This window comes from Vibrio sp. MED222 (assembly GCF_000153005.1).
Classification (GTDB): Bacteria; Pseudomonadota; Gammaproteobacteria; order Enterobacterales; family Vibrionaceae; genus Vibrio; species Vibrio tasmaniensis_A.
This window is the reverse complement of sequence record NZ_CH902608.1, coordinates 18,268-36,658: the sequence shown is the minus strand read 5'-3', so window position 1 is coordinate 36,658 and position 18,391 is coordinate 18,268. Positions and strand designations below refer to the sequence as shown.

Sequence of the window (18,391 nt, the reverse complement as noted above, 5' to 3'; positions counted from 1 at the left end):
CTTTTGATTAAAGCGTTAGAAGGTAATTCACCAGTTGGTTGTACTCTTCGTAGCTCTTGATTTGATCCGGTTTTACGATGTATTTGTTGTTAACTAATACGCCTGGAACGCCAGTTAATGTGCTCGCATCAAACTGCTTATCAAAACGCTTCTGCATTGAGTTAACTGCGAAACCGTTGTAGGCCGCATCAAACTTCTTCGCATCGATACCGTTATCAATGAAGATCTGGCGCAGTTCCGCTTCGTTTCTTGGAGTCTGTTGCTTCTCGTGAATTTTGGCGAACATTGCTGGAACCATATTGTCTTCAGCGTCGAGTGCAATCATGGTCGCGTAAGCTTTTGCCATAGGCACAGCCATGTCGTTTCCCATAAACGCTACGTGCACTTTTTGAAAGCTTGCTGATTCTGGTAGATCTTGTTTAAGGAACTCAATGACGCCTTCAAATTTGTAGCAATGAGGGCAGTAAAACGAGAAGAACTCGGTAACGACAGGCTTATCTGCTTTCGCTACGTCGAGGATCTTGTAGTGAGTACCTTCTTCAAACTGAGCGGCATTAATTGAAGCGCTCATGATCAGAGCTGCGAATAGGCTAAATAGCTTTTTCATGTGTTATTTCCTAAATTTGGATGTCATTGTTTACAGCGATAGAGCTGTATTAGTAATACGTTGGCAAGCGTTGCCAAACAGGGACAAACAATTAAGAAATAGGAGGGCGATAAGGAGCTTGTGGCGACATGATTGCCTTGTGTGAAGGCTCTTTCTCGATCAAAGCCAATGAACCAGTTTGGGTATCAAAATACTCTGACACAATCAACGGTGGCATTTTAAGTAAGCATACAGAGCCACAGCAGTGGTGTTCTACATTGGGTTGCGCGCTGGAATATGGGAATGAGTCACTGGTGTCGAATGAGGAATCGGTGTTCAGCGATAAGGTTGATAGATTTTGAGTTACCTGCATAGCATTGGCGTTCGCGATACTGTCCACACTGACGGTGGCCACTAACATAGCGAATAGCATAAAAGCATGTACCCAAATTTTGCTTATCAACTTTGGCATGGAATATTGGTCTTTGTGTCCGAATTAAGGTTGGTATGAATCACATTCTGCAACCGCTAAACAGGAAAGCGTAGAACGAGCGCATGATACATCACTCGTTTACGCATCTCTAATTAAACCCAACAAAACTTAGCAGAGCTCAACTTTTATTACGCTTGGTACTGTTTAAGGAACATCTCGACGCTGGAATTAATGATTATTTGCTTGTGCTGCTTATCAGGAGAGGGCGCATGACCAATGATCTGTGGCCAAAATGCAAAAGATTTCAGCAGGGCGATAAACTGAGTGGATGCAAACAATGGGTCGAGTTCAACCAAACGCCCATCAGCCAATGCCGCTTTGATCCAAGTCGTCAGGCCGCTTTCTGCTTGAGAATATTTTTCCATCGCTTGATGCGCGAGTTCTGCGTTATGAAAATATTCAGAGAACAGTACGCGAGATAAGTCGATGAAACCTTCAGACTCGAGAAGCTCAAGTTCTTGGTTGGCTATAGAGGTAAGTTGTTCATCTAGCGGTTGTTCGGCTTGATAGGGGAACTGAGTCGCTGCGAGTGTTTTGCTCCAAATGCTGTCTAAAATCTCATCCAGTAGCAGTTCTTTACTCGCAAAGTGATTGTAAACCGTGCGCTTTGATACTTCCGCGCGGCTCGATATTTTATCCATGCTGGTGGCTTTATAGCCATGCTCGGTAAACTCTGCGATGGCAGCGGCCACGATAGATTCGCGTTTTCTTTGGCTTAGTGTTTTTTTTACCGTCATCTGGATATTACTCAATATGTCGCGGTTAGCATTGCATACTCTAATTTTACACCAGTAAGTTTACTTTTAGAATACCAATCAGTGTCTTGGTAATTAGCACGCTAGCACCTGAATCGCTTTGCAATGAACTGCGGGTGTCATAGAATCGAAAACGTATTCGAATTTTATTGATATCAACGGAAGAGAATAAACAATCAATGAGTAGTATTTTAGAGTGTATTCGTACAGTTGGACGAGGGGAAAGAGGTCGTAAGCCTTTGTCGTTCGAACAAGCCTACCGCATCATGGATGAGTATTTAAGCGGAGAGGTCGGTGACGACCAAATGGCTATGCTACTGATGTTGATTCGTGTGCAGAATGAAACCAATGAAGAGATCGCAGGCTTTGTAAAAGCGTTTCAATCTCGAGTGCCAGACTTAGGTGCTGATATCGATTGGCCGTGTTATGCAGGTAAGCGTAACGACAACGGCAGTGGAAAGCCTTGGAACCTGTTGGCAGCAAAAATTCTAGCTGACAACGGCTATAAAGTATTAATGCATGGCTACATGGACAAACCCAGTGGTCGTACGCATGCCGAAACGCATTTAGAATGTGTCGGCGTTCGCAGCGCGCAAGATCCGCAAGACGCAAAGCAGATTCTAGAAGCCGATGGTATTGCTTACTTGCCTTTGGCGAACTTCGCCCCACAAGCTCAAACTATGATTGGTTGGAAACATCGTTATGGACTGAGAACTCCGATTAATACCGTTGTTCGTGCATTGAACCCTGGTGGTGGACGTTTAGGCTTGCGTGGCAGCTTTCACCCTGGATTCCCACAGCTTCATGCAGAAGTTGAGCATGTGATTGGCAATAAATCCCACTCGGTGATTTCATTTAAAGGCATGAATGGCGAATCAGAATACAACCCCAAGGTAAGCCAAACTGTCTGGATGAGTTCTCCTGAAAAGGTGGAATCTTTCTACTGGGAAGGCACGATGAATGCTGAGCTGCCTCTACCTTCTGAATGTGTACTGGGTACACCGGAAGATGAGATGGAGCTGATGGCGAATAGTGTTGTGGATAGTATGACGGCAATTTTATTCGCAGAAACGCACGATAAGGCTGAAGCTTACTCAAAGGCAGCGCGTTTGTGGGAAGCCTATTGCACTCGTTAGTAGCTACTAGCCAGTCGTTAAGAGCTAGCAAATAACGTATAGCGATTGAAATCGTGAATGAGAAGGTCAGCGAATGCTGGCCTTTTTCGTATATTTACCGTGGTAGGTATTCGCTGTTGAATTAAGTAGGCAATCATTGTCAAGGTGATTGCCTACTCATAACATGTTATTCAACGGTGTTCTGTGCTGTTGACCATGCAGCTTAAGCTTGCCGAACAAGAAATGCGTTATGACTGCGCTATTTTAGGAATAGGTCGAAGTCGATCTCTTGTTCTCTTCCGTATTTAACCAGTTTCACTTTCAAGTTGTGTTCTGCTGCAAGATCAATAGCTAAGTTAGACATGCGCTTTATCTCATTAAAACAGCTTGAGATTAGGGGCTTTTCTTGGTTGTCGACAGTAGCGATAAGTGTGTTCTCTGTACCTTCGTTGTCTGCATAAACATACGCGTACATGTTGTTGTGTTGCATAAATTACCTAAGCTGAGCTTTTTATTATTAGTGTGATGAAGGTTACAGTATTTATGTATTCAGGCTAGCTTATGGGAGGAATCAAAGGTAAGAGTTTGTAAGCGGTGTTTAAATTTTTGCTTCATAGGCATGCGTGCAAGCCTTTTGTTACCTCGTTTTTTGCTTTGGTAGGTTTTGCCTATCAATAAAATTGTTGAAATCCATTTAGTAAAATCAAGATTTTAGACAACAATTAAGGTAACACGATAGAAAAATCGATAACAAAACGTATTTTAGGGAGAACGCAATGCATTCTATTAAAGTGAAAGATTACATGACGCCGCAGGTTGTGACATTCACTCCTGACATGCCGTTAAGTCTCGCGTTAGACAGAGTAATGCGCAGCCATCATATGGGTGGTCCAGTCATTGATGATAATGAACAAGTGATTGGTTTCCTTTCTGAACAAGATTTACTCGAGAAGTTAGTGAAGGTGAGCTATTTCTGCCAAGACACGCATATTGTAGGTGATTGTATGTACCAAGAAGTTCTCTCGGTATCACCTGAGTTATCCATTATTGAATTGGCAGATATGATGCAAGTTGGAAAACCCAAAGCTTATCCGGTACTCGATAACAAAAAGCTAGTGGGTATGATTACTCGAACCGATGTTTTGAGAGCAATCGGCAAGAACTTAGATGAATGCTTTAAACATCAGGTATAGTTTTAAACATCATGTATAGTGGTGTGTTAAGAACGATTATTTTTCTCAATACCCTCAATTGAAAAGGCGCACTAGCGCCTTTTTTCTTTGTAGAGCTTTTCTTGGTGGATCTTTTTTGTAGATCCCTAGTTTGTGGCTGACTAGCTTATAGAGCTTTATTTTGTGGTGTTCCAACTTTTGGAGGTTTCATGTCAAATCAAACTGCGAAGTTTGTAGAAGGTTCAACGATGCGCCACATATTGGTGATGTCGGGGGCTGGCTCTGTTGGTTTGATGGCGTTATTCGTGGTCGATTTACTCGATATGTTGTTCATCAGTATGTTGGGACAAGTCGAATTGGCCGCGGCTGTTGGTTTTGCAGGCACACTGACATTTTTCTCTACCTCCGTTTCGATCGGTACTTCTATTGCTATGGGTGCGTTGGTTTCCAAAGCTATTGGTTCAAAGAATCAAGAACACGCTCGAAACCTCGCTACTAGTATTATGCTGACTGCTTTTGTCATCAGTTTGACGATTACTGCGGTGATGTTCGCCTATATCCCAGAGCTACTTGCTGCGATTGGTGCAAAGGGGGTTGCCGCAGAGCGGGCGCAAGCTTACCTGCAAATCTTATTGCCAAGCGGGCCATTTCTAGCGCTAGCGATGGCTGCGGGTGCAGGCTTGAGAGCTGCAGGTGATGCCAAACGTTCGATGTGGGCGACCTTGTCGGGCGGTATTGTTAACGCGATTCTCGACCCTTTGTTTATTTTTGGTTTTGGTTGGAACATCGAAGGGGCGGCTATCGCTTCTGTCTTTGCTCGTTTTTCGGTGCTCTTTTTCTCGCTTTACCCTTTGATTCGCAGTCACCAACTGGTGGCTCCCCCTTCTCTTGTACAATGGCGCATTAATATTCGACCAATATTGGCTATTGCGCTGCCTGCTATTATCACCAATACCGCAACGCCTATCGGTAATGCGATTGTAACGACGGGGATTGCACAATACGGAGAGGATTTTGTCGCGGGCTTTGCTGTGATAGGTCGTCTGACGCCGGTTTGTTTTGCGGTTATCTTTGCTTTGTCTGGCGCTGTGGGCCCTATCATTGGGCAAAACTTTGGTGCAGAACGAATGGATAGAGTAAAAGAAACACTCAACAACTCATTGTTGGTTACTACGGCGTACACCATCGCCGTTTGTATTCTCTTATACTTTGTCCAAGACTATGTGATCCAAGGCTTTAGTCTACAAGGTGATGCAGCAATTATTGTTGCCGCATTCTGTACCTATGTAGCGTTGACCTTCACCTTCAACGGCGCACTGTTTGTTGCCAACACGTCTTTTAATAACTTAGGTAAACCGCTTTACTCGACAGCACTGAATCTGGGTAAAGCCACTCTCGGTACATTGCCGTTCGTTTACTTAGGCTCGCAATGGTATGGCGCATTGGGTGTGCTGTATGGGCAAGCCTTGGGCAATGTTTTGTTCGGAATACTCGGTACCCTAGTGCTTCGCTATCATATTGCCGAGCTTATGCAAGGTTCCCAAGTTGATCCTGTAGAAGACGATGTGTCGATAGTCAGCTTGAATACACAACCATTCTGTTCACATGATGCAGTTCTTATTGATGATGTATCGGCGAACAGAGAAGAGTGTAAAGAGCTCAAGTCGCAATAACAGCGACACTCCAATATAGATTAGTTGGTTTGTAAATTTCTTCTTGGTTTTGGACAATTTGTTCTTGACCTTGGAGTAGTCTCCAAGGTTTATACTTTTGTTGTACTTAAGGTTCTGTTGCTCATGAGTGAGCAATAACCTCAAGGCTTTTGAGTATTAAGGAGATACATTATGTGCGCAAAACACGCAGCGTGCCGCTCAACAAAAGTGGACGTTCAACCACAAGCGACTGGAGCAAGTTGCTCTAGCCCTAAAATTTCAAGCATTACCGCAGCAGGTACTTCATCTTCATGTTGCAGCTCTTCTGCTACTGCGTCTTCATCGTCAGGAGATGATTGTTGTGGTTCAGACAGTGGAGAAGAAGACAGTCAGTCCTCTACTCAAACTTTAAATGCCCAATTTTCTAAAAGTTGGTTGGTCTCAGGAATGGACTGCCCAGCTTGTGCTAAAAAAATAGAGAAAGCTGTTAGTAACATTGAAGGTGTTATTCAAGCCAAAGTTCTCTTTGCCACCGAAAAGCTAGTTGTGAAATTCGACAATGAAAGTCTTGCCGACACCATTGAACAGGTCTCTATCAAAACGGGCTTCCCTCTTTCGGAAGTTGGTTCTAAAAAAGAAAAACAGCACCCCGAGACTTTTTGGCAAGCTCATATCCAACCTAATTTACAAATTATAGCGATTGCAGCCGCAATGCTCTTCGCAGCACTGTTGAAAAGTACTTCTCCTCAACTAAGTGAAGGTTTGTTTACCGTAACCTGTTTGCTTGGTTTGTATCCAGTGGCCAAGAAAGCAGTTCAATTGGCACGTTCAGGTACGCCGTTTGCAATCGAAACCTTAATGAGTGTTGCCGCGCTCGGTGCTTTATACCTTGGCGAAACAGCTGAAGCTGCGATGGTTCTGTTACTGTTTTTGATTGGTGAGCGTCTAGAGGCATTTGCTTCATCAAGAGCAAGAAGTGGTGTTCAAGCCTTAATGGCATTGGTGCCAGAAAATGCCACCAAGATTATCAACGGCGAACGTGTTGACGTTGCAGTAAGTGAACTTGCTCCTGGTGACGTGATTGAAGTGGCGGCGGGTTCTCGTTTACCTGCTGATGGTCAACTTATTACCGACGCTGCGAGCTTTGATGAAAGTGCGCTAACGGGTGAGTCTGTTCCTGTCGAACATATCGAAGGCAACAGCATTATGGCTGGTGCTGTGGTGGTCGATAAAGTCGTTCGTATCACCATCACGTCAAAACAGGGTGAGAACGCGATTGACCGTATTCTTCACTTGATTGAAGAAGCAGAATCTCGTAAAGCACCGCTTGAACGTTTCCTCGATAAGTTTAGCCGCTGGTACACACCACTAATGATGTTGGTGGCTCTGTTGGTCATCATCACCCCACCATTGCTGTTCGCGCAGCCTTGGGAAACCTGGGTTTACCGAGGTCTAGCTCTATTGTTGATTGCTTGTCCGTGTGCGTTGGTTATCTCGACACCTGCTGCAATTACTTCTGGTTTAGCAGCCGCAGCGAAACGTGGCGCATTAATTAAAGGCGGCGCGGCACTCGAGCAGTTAGGGAAAATTCAAACGATTGCCTTTGATAAGACAGGTACGCTGACTGAAGGTAAGCCTCAGGTTACGGATATTCAACCTCTATCAGGTTGGAAACAAGACGTGATGCTTCGTGTAGTTGGGGCGATTGAAGTTGGTTCGACTCATCCTTTGGCGCAATCGCTTGTCGCTAAAGTTAAAGAGCTGAATGTTGAGATCCCTGAGTCACACAACAAGAAAGCGCTCATTGGTAGCGGTGTTGAAGGCGATGTCGATGGTGTTAAGTATCAGGTTTTATCACCGTCTAAAGTCACGTTCGCTCTTGGACCCGATGTGGTTTCTCAGGTAGAAGCATTAGAAGGCGAGGGCAAGACGGTTGTGGTTGCTCTTGAGCTTAAAGATCTAGAAGAGTCAACAGAACAAGCTACGACTGTGATTGGTTTGATTGCTTGGCAAGATACGTTACGTAGTGACGCTAAGCTTGCGATTGAACGACTTAATGACTTGGGTATTCAATCAATCATGCTCACAGGGGATAACCCACGAAGCGCAGCAGCGATCAGCAGCAAAATTGGTATGCAATATAAAGCGAGCCTGCTTCCAAGTGACAAGGTGTCTTATGTTGAAGAGTTATCTCAACAGTCACATGTTGCTATGGTCGGTGATGGCATCAACGATGCGCCAGCAATGAAAACGGCGAATGTCGGTATTGCTATGGGTGGTGGTACTGATGTTGCGCTTGAAACGGCAGATTCAGCACTGACTCACAACCGTTTAACTGAGCTGCCCGCGATGATTGAATTGTCGCAAGCGACTATGAATAACATTCGTCAAAACGTAGCACTAGCGCTCGGTTTGAAAGGTGTGTTCTTGGTGACCAGTTTGCTTGGTATTACCGGGCTTTGGGTTGCCGTTCTTGCAGATAGTGGCGCGACAGCTCTGGTGACACTCAACGCACTGCGCCTGCTTCGATTCAAGTCTAAAGCGGATTAAGTTCAGCTCTCAGACATAGACACTCTTAATTTTAAAAGCGTCTTATATAAGAAGCATCTCGCATAAAAGCGCCTTTAGCGGTCATACGTTAAAGGCGTTTTTTGTCTCATTAGTATGCAACGCAGCCGTTCGGATTGCTTATTTTTGTGATGCCAATCGGTTTTTCGTGAAACCTGAAATATTGTTGCGATCATTGGTGTGATGTTCGTCACTTCATTTCATTATGAGCTTGGTTAGAGTGTGTTCGTACCCCACGAATTTACTATGAGCTTAAATAAGGGTAAAAAGCCCAATAAGCCAAAAGGAGCGAACTATGTCTCAAGCTGTTTTCCACTTAGGTGTTACTGAAGCAGATCTTAACGGTGCTACTCTTGCGATCATTCCTGGTGATCCTGCTCGTGTGCAAAAAATTGCAGAAGAGATGGAGAATCCCGTATTTCTTGCGAGTCACCGTGAATACACGCTTTACCGCGCAGAGCTAGACGGTAAGCCAGTTGTTGTATGTTCAACAGGTATCGGCGGCCCATCTACTTCTATCGCAGTTGAAGAGCTTGCTCAGCTTGGTGTTCGTACTTTCCTACGTGTTGGGACTACTGGTGCGATCCAACCTCACGTAAACGTGGGTGACATGATTGTTTCTACGGGTTCTGTTCGTCTAGACGGCGCTAGCCTGCACTTCGCTCCTATGGAGTTCCCAGCAGTTGCTGATTTCGAAGTTGCTACAGCAATGAAAGCAGCAGTTGAAGAATCAGGCGCAGCAGTTCACATGGGCGTAACCGCTTCAAGTGACACTTTCTACCCAGGTCAAGAGCGCTACGACACGTTCTCTGGTCGCGTGGTTAAGCGTTTCCAAGGTTCTATGCAAGAATGGCAAGACATGGGTGTTCTTAACTTCGAAATGGAATCTGCAACGCTACTAACAATGTGTGCAAGTTCTGGTTTGAAAGCAGGTTGTGTTGCTGGTGTGATCATCAACCGTACTCAAAAAGAGATACCTGATCACGAGACACTAAAAGTAACGGAAGCGCGCTCAATCAAAGTGGTTGTAGAAGCTGCTCGTAAAATGCTTTAAGTTTTCAAGTGCTTTAAGTCTTAAAACGACTTCAAATTTTGAAAATGGCCACATCGAATGATGTGGCCATTTTTTTGCTTGTTTACAAGTCCTTTGAGCTTTTTACCTTGCGAGCTTTAGACTTTGCAAACGTAGACCTTGTGAGCTCTAAACCTTGTGAACATCTAGATGCTGTAAAGTTTAGACCTTGTTAATACGGGCGGGGTAGTGGATATAAGTCATTTACTACGATTGGCATAATCGTTACGGGTACAAAAAAGGCGAGTGACTTAAGTGGTCATTCGCCTTTTTGTTTTTTGAGAATTCGATATGTTCGAGTTTCTTAAATTAGCACTCTAAATCTTCATCACCACCGGCAGCGGTAAACCATGCCGCGAGATGTGTTTTAAGATCTTTTAATTCGTCAGGGCCAATCAATGCTAGGCCAAGATCTTCTGCTCGTGTGATGTCATTATGACGAAGAGGGCGGAAGCTCACCAACATTGCACGGGCCTGTAGGCCACCTAGCAGGTCTCTGAGCGATTCCAGCTTGTACAAGGTATCATCGCCATCATCTCGCATACCTTTGGTCTTACACTCGATGATGTGCAGCTTATTGTTCACTACAGAAGCAACATCAAGCTCATTACGAACTTCGCGCTCACCGAGCTGACGATAAACCTGAACATTCAAAGAGCGATCTTGAATGGTCGGCATGTCATCTTGGATCTGCTTAACGGTGCTATGAACCAATGTCTCAAGCCATTCGCCGTTTGAGAAGCGTCGCGCGTCTTCATTGGCAAACGTCAAAATACCATTGTCATAAGTGGCAATCTTAGCTTCAACCAAATCGCTCAACAGCATGTTCAGCTCGCGATAACCTTGTTGCTTCTCAGACAAACCCACATCAAGTCTCTGTTCTTTACGGCAGGTCGTTGCAAGGTAGTTCAATGTAGCAAGGCCTGGGCCTAATTCTAATGCGTTACTTGCCCAACGCTCACCCAGTTCATAAAGTTTTTGGTCAAGTTGCGGAGACAGTTGTACATCGCTGAATTCACCACGAGCACCGAATACCGTTAAGTAGTCATCGATAGTGATGCGGTCTTGAACTTGTGCGTCTTCTTTACCATTCGGGTAAAGCCAGCACAGTTTGTCACTGTTTGGTTCAACAACAAAGATTGGCCAGTGGTAAGTACGAAATACTTCGTAGACAGACAGTAGGCGGTGACGAAGGCCACAACTTGCGTTGAGCTTCACTTCTTGTCCCCGAGCTTTTAAGTCTTCTGCAAGGTTTTGGATCGATTCTTTAATTGCAGAGGTGTTTACGATAGTTGGAATCTCGAAAAATTCACTCGTAATATCACGCTTCTGCAAAACGCTGTCTAAGCGTTGATAGATACTGATTTGATTTTTGTCACCGATGAACACGATGTGAGTGCTGATCGTTCGGTTGTCGAGTAGTGGGGTGATCAACCGAATGGGGTCTTGATCGATAATGCCAACATGAACAGCCATATAAATTCCTTAATAGCGGCTCGCTCATAAAGGTGAAAGAAAAACGGGAAGCAGCAAGCCTTTATAATCATATAATGACAAAGCTCATAAAAAACAAGGGCAACCCTTGATAAAAGTTGCCCTTGTTCAATTAGTTATCACTATTGGGTGAGATATCCCAACATTTCAGGTGAATATCTATTGGTTCTTCGTTTACTTATAGCTTGAATTGATGAACTAAATCGCCTTGCTGGTTTGCCAGAATTGTTAGGTTTTGGCTTGCCTCTGCAATTGATGACATCGCTTGATAACTCTTATCAGCAATCTGGTTGATGTCTTCAATGTTACGCGCGATATCACCCGAAGTTTCACTCTGCTCAGCCGCGGCTTGAGAAATGTGCGTACTCATTCGACTGATTTCTAGAATCAATGCCTGAATTTCTTCCATAGCACTATTAGCACTTGAAGCTTGTTGAACCGACATATCCATATCGCTCATGCAGCTTTCAATCACATTGCTTGCTGTTTTAGAACTTGATTGTAGGTTACTGATCATGGTCTCAATTTCAGACGTCGATTGAGTTGTCTTTTGTGCCAGTACTCGGACTTCATCTGCAACTACAGCAAATCCACGGCCTTGTTCACCTGCGCGCGCGGCTTCGATTGCTGCGTTGAGTGCAAGTAGGTTGGTTTGATCTGCAATACCACGAATAACATCGAGGATAGAGCCAATCTGGCTACTCATTTGTTGTAGCTCGCCTACAGCACCCACGGATTCAGTCAGGCGCACCTCAAGTTGATTAATGGTACTGATGTTGGTGTTCATGACCTGACGACCTGATTCAGAAGCCGATTCTACTTGTTGAACCATAGTTAACGAGCTTTGCGCGCTGTTTGCTACTTCTTGTACAGAGTGAGACATTTGTGTCATTGCCGTTGCGACAGTTGCTGTTTGTTCACGCTGGCTGTTCAATTGAGCCTGTGTCTCAGAAGAGGTTTTTTGGTTTACGCTTGCAGTATTGGTTAGGTCATCTGAAGCGTCATTCAGTTTCACCAGAATATTGTGCAGGTTGTCGGCTAAGGTATTGATGTGACGGCTTACTCGGCTGAATTCGTTGTCGTATCGAATATCGATACGCTGAGTCATATCTCCTTCAGTCAGGCCTTCTAATGTACCGAGGATACGCGTTAGTGGCTCTCTTACACTATGTGCAATGTGGTAACCAATTGCTGCAGCGAATACGGTGACAACAATGCCAATTGCAATCGCTTTGAATAGACCGTTGTCGTAGATGCTGCTCGCATCTGCTAATGATGAGTTGAGTTGCTCTTCCGCTGTGACGTTGAAAGAATCCAGTACCGCCATTGCTTGGTCGACTTCAACGGCTAGATTAGCAATGTTGATGTACAAGGCTTCTTTCGCTTTCAGATAGTTATTATGTTTATCTAAAACACCGCCTTTTTGTCCCACGTCTTTGGTGAAGTTTTTAACCGATTCATCGAAAACATTTTTTATCGCAGGCAATTGTGTCGCTAAGCCACGGTACGCGTAGTTTAGGTGGGTAACGGCCTTTTTGTTTTGGTTGACGGCTTTTTGTACGAAGGCAACATCAGAACTTGCTAGTGCATCAGAGGTAATCACCTCGGCGTCTTGTAGTTTAATAAAGTAGCTCTTTGCCATCACTTTTACAGAGATGCTTTTTTGGTCGGCAACGTACTCTTTCATGCCAACGGTCAATTCTGAATGTAAGCGTTGGAAATCACGTGATGCTTTTTGTACTTGCTCTTGCGCCTCAAACATAGCGATATAATTGTTCATCGCTTCATCTGCTTCGGTGAAGTAACGTTCTTCCATCGCTCTTAATTGCGTGATGCGCTCAGTGAGCGAGGTATTGTCTTGGCTTGCTGTTTCTAGGCTACCTAGAACTTCAGAAAAAGCGTTTTGTGATGCAGCAAACTCTGTACGCATTGCAGACATACGCTCAGAATTTTGTGTGGTTAAGAAGTCTTTAAATGACTTGTCAGCGGAAAGTAATTGGACACTTGTTTGGTTTGAAAGCGCAACCAGCGGCAATGAGACTTTTGAGACGCTCTCAAAATTGCTATGTATCTGATTCATGCTGCTCATCATGATGGTTATCGTGACTGCGAACATGATGATGATCAGTGCGAAACCAGCGTACATACGCTTGATCACAGATCCCTTCATGACTTTCTCCCTAAATAAATGTGGACCTAATACCAGGTCAAAACAAAACTAACAAAATTATCAGGATTCTATTGAGCTCGGCTTACGCATTTTATGACGCACACGTCAAAAATAGTCCTTTGTCCTAGCCAATATGCCGTTCTTGAGAGGTAAGGCGTGTTTTTTTTGATTTGAACGGTGTTTTTTATTATGCTTTAAAGCAGGTTTATTGTGGTTTGATGCGGCATAGCGCATACTCAAAGCATTAAAAAATAAATGTTTTATCGGAGAGACACATGGCTGAAGAAACCATTTTTAGTAAGATCATCAATAAAGAAATCCCAGCAGATCTACTATACCAAGACGATTTAGTAACCGCATTTCGCGATATTAACCCTCGTGCTCCTAGTCATATTCTAATTATTCCTAACAAGCTGATTCCAACAACGAATGATGTTGAAGCGGAAGATGAAGCAATGATGGGACGTATGTTTACTGTTGCTCGTAAGTTAGCAAAAGAAGAAGGCATTGCAGAAGACGGCTATCGTCTTATTGTGAATTGCAATTCTCACGGTGGCCAAGAGGTTTACCATATTCACATGCATTTGGTTGGTGGCCGCCCGCTTGGCCCGCTTTTAATGAGTTAATTAAAAGGCTAATAAGCTAACGAAACAGTTAATGATCTCGTTAATACAAGTTAATGGTTAATTAACATAAACAGCGAGTTGGAAAATTTGTTGTTTGTATGCCAACTTTTATTTTTATCTGTTGTCTGAATATCGGCATCGATTAGGTAGAGCCTAAAAAGCAAGGTATCCACTTGCTTAAGATCCTTTTAACAAAGTTGGCATTTTAAACATGCACGGAGACGATAAGTGAAGCACCAGTTTAGATTCGCTTCCATTGCCCTGTTATCGGCGTTGACAGCGGGTTGTGCGAATATGTCGGCAGGGAGCCTGTTCAGTCATTACAGCGCGCAAAACAAAGAAATTTACCAAGCAGTCAAGTCTGGGGATTATTCAACGGCTCAACAAGAGTTACCAGATTACGTAGCAGGTGACATTCTTGATAACTTTGAAAAAGGTAGAATTAATCTACTTGATCAAAAATATCCTGAGAGTAAGTCGTCGCTCGAACTGGCCGATCAGGCAGTAAAAGATCAGCAAAGTAAAGCGGTGATCTCTGTATCAGACAGTGCAACCAGTGTCGGCGCGTTGGCTGTGAATGACAATATTACCGAGTATGTGCCTGCTGACTATGAGTTGGGTTTTCTGCATTTATATCTTGGTTTGAATTATTTAAAGAAAAACGACTTAGAAGGTGCGGTGATCGAAATGCGTCGCGCTAACCAAGTTCAGGAACAAGCCAAGAAACAACGTGAAGCTGAGTTAGAAAGTGCTGCTAGCGACGCAAAATCTCAAGGGTTGTCTGCCAACGTGGGTAGTATTCTTGCGAATTATCCTGATGCGGGTAAAAAGCTGCAATCTGTGCAAAATGCGTATCTGATGTTTTTGTCTGGCCTGCTTTACGAAGCATCTAACGATCTGAACAGCGCTTATGTGGACTATCGACGTGCTTTGGCCATCATGCCTGATAACCAAGAAATCATCGATAGAACCATGGCAACAGCTGCTCGCTTAGGCATGCGACAAGATTTAGCAACACTGAAAAAGCGCTACAAACAGTCATCTAAGTTAGGGGCAAGCGAAGGGCGAGTAATTGTGCTTCAAGAACAAAGTGCAGTTCAAGCGATGGACAGTTGGCGATTAGATTTGCCTATTTATGACAGTCGCGATCAGGGCGCAATATATTCTCTGGCGCTGCCATATTACCCGCGCCAAAACGTAGAACGTTTTTCTGCGCTACGAATCAGTGGGCAACCGTTGTCTGAGCATTTGATTACGGATGTGAATGCGATGGCGCAGAATGATTTATCTGAACGTATGACGAGCATTGTTATTCGCCAAGCGTTACGTGTGGTCGCGAAAGATCGCATCCGTAAAGAAGCAACTCAAGGTAACGATGTCGGTAACATTTTGTTCAATGTCTGGAATGCATTCACGGAACAACCAGACACTCGAAGCTGGCAATCTTTGCCTGCGGAAATAAAGACCAGCACGTTTGTAGCAAACAGTGGTCAATATACGTTAGAAGCGGGCGCTAAAACGTATGACTTTGATATTCGAGAAGGGCAGACCACTTTGGTGTGGATTTCTCGACAAGGAAACAATGCAACAATGTGGCATAAACAGCTAGGGAGGCTGTAATGAAAAAGTGGTTAGTGAGCTTAGCAGCGGTTATGGCTCTGGCTGGTTGTGCTGATAATACAGCTGGCGTAAGGGTAGATAGTCAAACTCAGAACGTTTTCTTTGGTGATAAGGTATTGGGTAGCCGCTTACAGGTTGAAGATATCCGAACTGACCTCGTCGACGGTCATACGCGAGGAATCGTGCGTTTAAACAGTAACTATAAAGGCGATCAACATATCCTTTATCGCTTTTACTGGTACGACGATGCTGGTCTTGAGGTCAACCTAAAGCAAGGCCCTTGGAAGCAAGCAATTGTTCGTGGCTTTGAAAGTATTTCGTTGTCGGAAGTGTCGGTAAATCCGAAAGCGACTCAGTTCAGAGTTCAGTTCAGAGAGCAGTAAACTTTCGTTTGGAACCGCTCATATTTAGAGTGGTTCCAAGCTTTATAGCAAAGACGAGATAGAACGGGTCTAAGGATTCGAAAATACAAAAATTTAAGAGAGTGGGTAACCCCGCTTAGTGATTAGTTAAGGAAACAAAATGAAAAAGAGTGTCATTGCGCTACTAGGTTTAGCGGTTATTTTAGGCGGTTGTTCAAACAAGGTAAGCTACGGTGATGCACAATCAGTAGAAACCACGACAATCGATTTCGGTTCAACTGACCTTCAAACGATTGCGGGCGAAATGGTCGATAGCATGATGGCGTCTGGTTCTGTGTCTTATATTACTCGTGAGCAACGTCCAATCGTGTTCGTAGAGCGAATCAAGAACAAAACAAGTGAGCACATCGATACTGAGTCAATCACTGATACCATCAGTACTAAAATGCTGAACTCTGGTAAGTTCCGTTTCGTTGATATGGACCGTGTAGAGTCTGTTCGTGAACAATTGAATTTCCAAAATAACGATGAGCTTGTAAATCAAAGCTCAGCAATCCAATTTGGTAAAATGGTTGGTGCTCAGTACATGTTGTACGGCAACCTATCAAGCATCGTTAAGAAAGCGGGCAGCGACGAAGACGTATACTACAAAATGACCATGCGCCTAATGGATCTTGAGTCTGGCTTGATTGAATGGGCTGACGAGACTGAAATCCGTAAGCAACAATCTAAGAGCTTGCTGGGCTTTTAATTAAGTTTACTTGGCTTAGTCATGCCTCAACGCAGTACATGTTATTTGCTGTGATTGGTATTAATGAAGAGGCACTGGCTTTTGGTCAGTGCCTTTTTTGTAGGGAAATTAAGACGTTTATAGGGCAGTTAAGACGTTTATAGGGAGTAAATATGGCGATTTTTTCTTGGTCTGAAGCAAAGCTTCTTGATACCAGTTTGAGTTCTCTTGATGGCTACTTTTCTGAGCCTCCAATCAGAGCACAGACACTGACAGGTGGGTTGACTAATCGATGTTGGAAATTGGTTTTAGCCGATGGCACCGCGTATGTTTGGCGTCCAATTACCCCCATCACCAAAGCGTTCTTCATCTCTCGCCATGAAGAGTATCAAGTACTGTCTGCTATTGAGCGTCTAGATATCGGACCAAGTCCGATAGTGGTCAATGAGCAAGGCTTACTGGTTGAATGGATCGCGGGTGAGACGTTGTACGAAGGACTCGAGCAGGATGATTTACTGAAGACGCTGATCTCAGTGCATTTGGTTAATACTGCGCGACTGCCGCTCCAACCGTTCAGCTATACGGCTCGAGTTGACCACTACTGGCTTCAGCTTGATGCGGTTCATAAGACTGAAACCTGCACCAAGATTTATCAAGAGTGGCGCGTGGCTCCAAGTATCCCAAGTGTAGGCCTGTCTTTGTGTCATTTTGATCTCGGTGGCTATAACCTTGTGAAGAATCAAGATGGGATTAAGATCATTGACTGGGAATACGCAGCGCTAGCAGACCCAAGGCTTGATCTTACGCTGACTATTGCTGTTGCCCGATTACCAGTTATAGAAGCTGTTAATAAGTACTGTCAGCTAAGAGGTATCCATGATCCCCAATCTTGGCTTGACGGAGTAGAAGCCTGGTTACCAAGAAGCCAAATGATGGCAATGCTGTGGTATTTACTTGCTCATCAGCTATGGGGCGATGACAGTTATCTGCGTGAAGCAGAGGCTCTTAGTCACACTTTATGTAGCTATGATCACGTTTAGGAAGTGAAAAATATAATTTCAGAGGTCTTCCCTTTAAAACCTTGTTTTTCGTGTTAGATTGATCAAAACGTACCAATATTCAATGGGGGAGGTACAATGATTATCTATCTACACGGCTTCGACTCAACAAGCCCGGGCAATCACGAAAAAATACTGCAGTTGCAATTCATTGATGATGACGTTCGTTTCATCAACTACAGTACTTTGCATCCAAAACACGATATGCAGCATCTGCTTAAAGAAGTGCATAAGGTGATAGAGCAATCCGATGATCCGCATCCCATTATTTGTGGTGTAGGTTTAGGTGGTTTTTGGTCTGAGCGTATTGGTTTCTTATGTGGAATTAAGCAGGTGGTGTTCAACCCTAATCTGCATCCTGAGAATAACATGGTGGGTCGAATTGACCGTCCAGAAGAATACGAAGACATCGCAACTAAATGTGTTGCTCAGTATCGTATGAAAAACAAAGGACGCTGTTTGGTAGTGTTGTCTCGTGAAGATGAAATCCACGACAATACCAAAACCGCTGCCGCGCTAGAAGATTACTACGACGTAATCTGGGATGAGAAAGAGAGTCATAAATTCAAAAAGATCTCTCAACATCTTCAAGCAATGAAAGCGTTCAAAAACGCTTAATCAATCTGGATGCTTTATAAAAGCAGTGCTCAATGAGTGCTGCTTTTTTACATCTGAACTTTTGCGTTCGTGTTTCATAAAGCGGTTATCGCTGTTTTATCTGTGAGTTTGCGCATTTATAGATCAGTTTGCGCAAACGTTAACTAATTAGTCGCGAATCCTCATTGAGGGTAAGGATTTTTTTGTTGCGGTCATCTTTTTGCTATATATAATGTTCCAAAGCAAAATATTTTGACAAATATCAAAAAAAATTGAGAGCGAGTGAAAAAACTTGTCCATAATTTGTGTTCTGCCTCTCAG

At 43.9% G+C, this 18,391-nt stretch carries 17 protein-coding genes; 11 read left to right on the top strand and 6 right to left on the bottom strand.

The window, feature by feature from the left end; all coding sequences use genetic code 11:
- Positions 1-7: 7 nt before the first annotated feature.
- The 3 genes from MED222_RS10420 to MED222_RS10430 form a co-directional block, all read right to left on the bottom strand.
- Positions 8-607 (bottom strand): thiol:disulfide interchange protein DsbA/DsbL, encoded by a 600-nt coding sequence (locus tag MED222_RS10420; protein ID WP_009847171.1) that lies wholly within the window; start codon positions 605-607, stop codon positions 8-10.
- A 91-nt stretch (positions 608-698) separates the two neighbouring features.
- Positions 699-1,058 carry a hypothetical protein gene (locus MED222_RS10425; protein ID WP_009847170.1) on the bottom strand — a complete coding sequence of 120 codons (360 nt, stop codon included), beginning with the start codon at positions 1,056-1,058 and terminating at the stop codon, positions 699-701.
- Positions 1,059-1,207: 149 nt separating this feature from the next.
- Complete coding sequence (locus MED222_RS10430) at positions 1,208-1,816, bottom strand: TetR/AcrR family transcriptional regulator (RefSeq protein WP_009847169.1); 609 nt, start codon at positions 1,814-1,816, stop codon at positions 1,208-1,210.
- Between the two features lie 167 nt (positions 1,817-1,983).
- On the opposite strand from MED222_RS10430, the gene MED222_RS10435 reads away from it, so the two are divergent.
- Positions 1,984-2,970, top strand: a complete 987-nt coding sequence (locus MED222_RS10435) for a glycosyl transferase family protein (RefSeq protein ID WP_083784092.1) — start codon at positions 1,984-1,986, stop codon at positions 2,968-2,970.
- A 238-nt stretch (positions 2,971-3,208) separates the two neighbouring features.
- On the opposite strand, the gene MED222_RS10440 is transcribed toward MED222_RS10435, so the two are convergent.
- Positions 3,209-3,439, bottom strand: a complete 231-nt coding sequence (locus tag MED222_RS10440) for a hypothetical protein (protein ID WP_009847167.1) — start codon at positions 3,437-3,439, stop codon at positions 3,209-3,211.
- Positions 3,440-3,725: 286 nt separating this feature from the next.
- On the opposite strand from MED222_RS10440, the gene MED222_RS10445 reads away from it, so the two are divergent.
- From MED222_RS10445 to udp, 4 genes are all read left to right on the top strand, one after another.
- Positions 3,726-4,142, top strand: coding sequence for a CBS domain-containing protein (locus tag MED222_RS10445; RefSeq protein WP_009847166.1), 417 nt, complete (start codon positions 3,726-3,728; stop codon positions 4,140-4,142).
- Between the two features lie 188 nt (positions 4,143-4,330).
- Positions 4,331-5,794 carry an MATE family efflux transporter gene (locus MED222_RS10450; RefSeq protein WP_009847165.1) on the top strand — a complete coding sequence of 488 codons (1,464 nt, stop codon included), beginning with the start codon at positions 4,331-4,333 and terminating at the stop codon, positions 5,792-5,794.
- A 171-nt stretch (positions 5,795-5,965) separates the two neighbouring features.
- Positions 5,966-8,323 (top strand): zinc/cadmium/mercury/lead-transporting ATPase, encoded by a 2,358-nt coding sequence (locus MED222_RS10455; RefSeq protein ID WP_009847164.1) that lies wholly within the window; start codon positions 5,966-5,968, stop codon positions 8,321-8,323.
- Positions 8,324-8,636: 313 nt separating this feature from the next.
- The gene (gene udp, locus MED222_RS10460; RefSeq protein WP_009847163.1) at positions 8,637-9,395 is read left to right on the top strand and encodes a uridine phosphorylase; all 759 of its coding nucleotides are present in this window, start codon (positions 8,637-8,639) and stop codon (positions 9,393-9,395) included.
- Between the two features lie 327 nt (positions 9,396-9,722).
- Here the strand turns inward: udp and MED222_RS10465 are convergent, their stop codons facing one another.
- A complete protein-coding gene (locus MED222_RS10465) occupies positions 9,723-10,889 on the bottom strand; it encodes a DUF1887 family protein (protein ID WP_009847162.1) in 1,167 nt (388 codons plus the stop codon).
- A 196-nt stretch (positions 10,890-11,085) separates the two neighbouring features.
- Positions 11,086-13,077 (bottom strand): methyl-accepting chemotaxis protein, encoded by a 1,992-nt coding sequence (locus MED222_RS10470; protein WP_009847161.1) that lies wholly within the window; start codon positions 13,075-13,077, stop codon positions 11,086-11,088.
- A gap of 275 nt (positions 13,078-13,352) precedes the next feature.
- Between MED222_RS10470 and hinT the strand changes: the two genes are divergently transcribed.
- The 6 genes from hinT to ycfP all read left to right on the top strand — a co-directional run bounded on the left by hinT (position 13,353) and on the right by ycfP (position 18,091).
- Positions 13,353-13,703, top strand: a complete 351-nt coding sequence (gene hinT, locus MED222_RS10475) for a purine nucleoside phosphoramidase (protein WP_009847160.1) — start codon at positions 13,353-13,355, stop codon at positions 13,701-13,703.
- Positions 13,704-13,931: 228 nt separating this feature from the next.
- Positions 13,932-15,323, top strand: a complete 1,392-nt coding sequence (locus MED222_RS10480; protein WP_009847159.1) for a COG3014 family protein — start codon at positions 13,932-13,934, stop codon at positions 15,321-15,323.
- Complete coding sequence (locus MED222_RS10485) at positions 15,323-15,706, top strand: YcfL family protein (protein WP_009847158.1); 384 nt, start codon at positions 15,323-15,325, stop codon at positions 15,704-15,706. Before MED222_RS10480 ends, MED222_RS10485 begins: the two co-directional genes overlap by 1 nt.
- A gap of 139 nt (positions 15,707-15,845) precedes the next feature.
- Complete coding sequence (lpoB, locus tag MED222_RS10490; RefSeq protein ID WP_009847157.1) at positions 15,846-16,436, top strand: penicillin-binding protein activator LpoB; 591 nt, start codon at positions 15,846-15,848, stop codon at positions 16,434-16,436.
- A 152-nt stretch (positions 16,437-16,588) separates the two neighbouring features.
- Positions 16,589-17,455, top strand: a complete 867-nt coding sequence (locus MED222_RS10495; protein ID WP_009847156.1) for a phosphotransferase — start codon at positions 16,589-16,591, stop codon at positions 17,453-17,455.
- 96 nt (positions 17,456-17,551) lie between these two features.
- A complete protein-coding gene (ycfP, locus tag MED222_RS10500) occupies positions 17,552-18,091 on the top strand; it encodes an alpha/beta hydrolase YcfP (RefSeq protein WP_009847155.1) in 540 nt (179 codons plus the stop codon).
- Positions 18,092-18,391 lie beyond the last annotated feature (300 nt).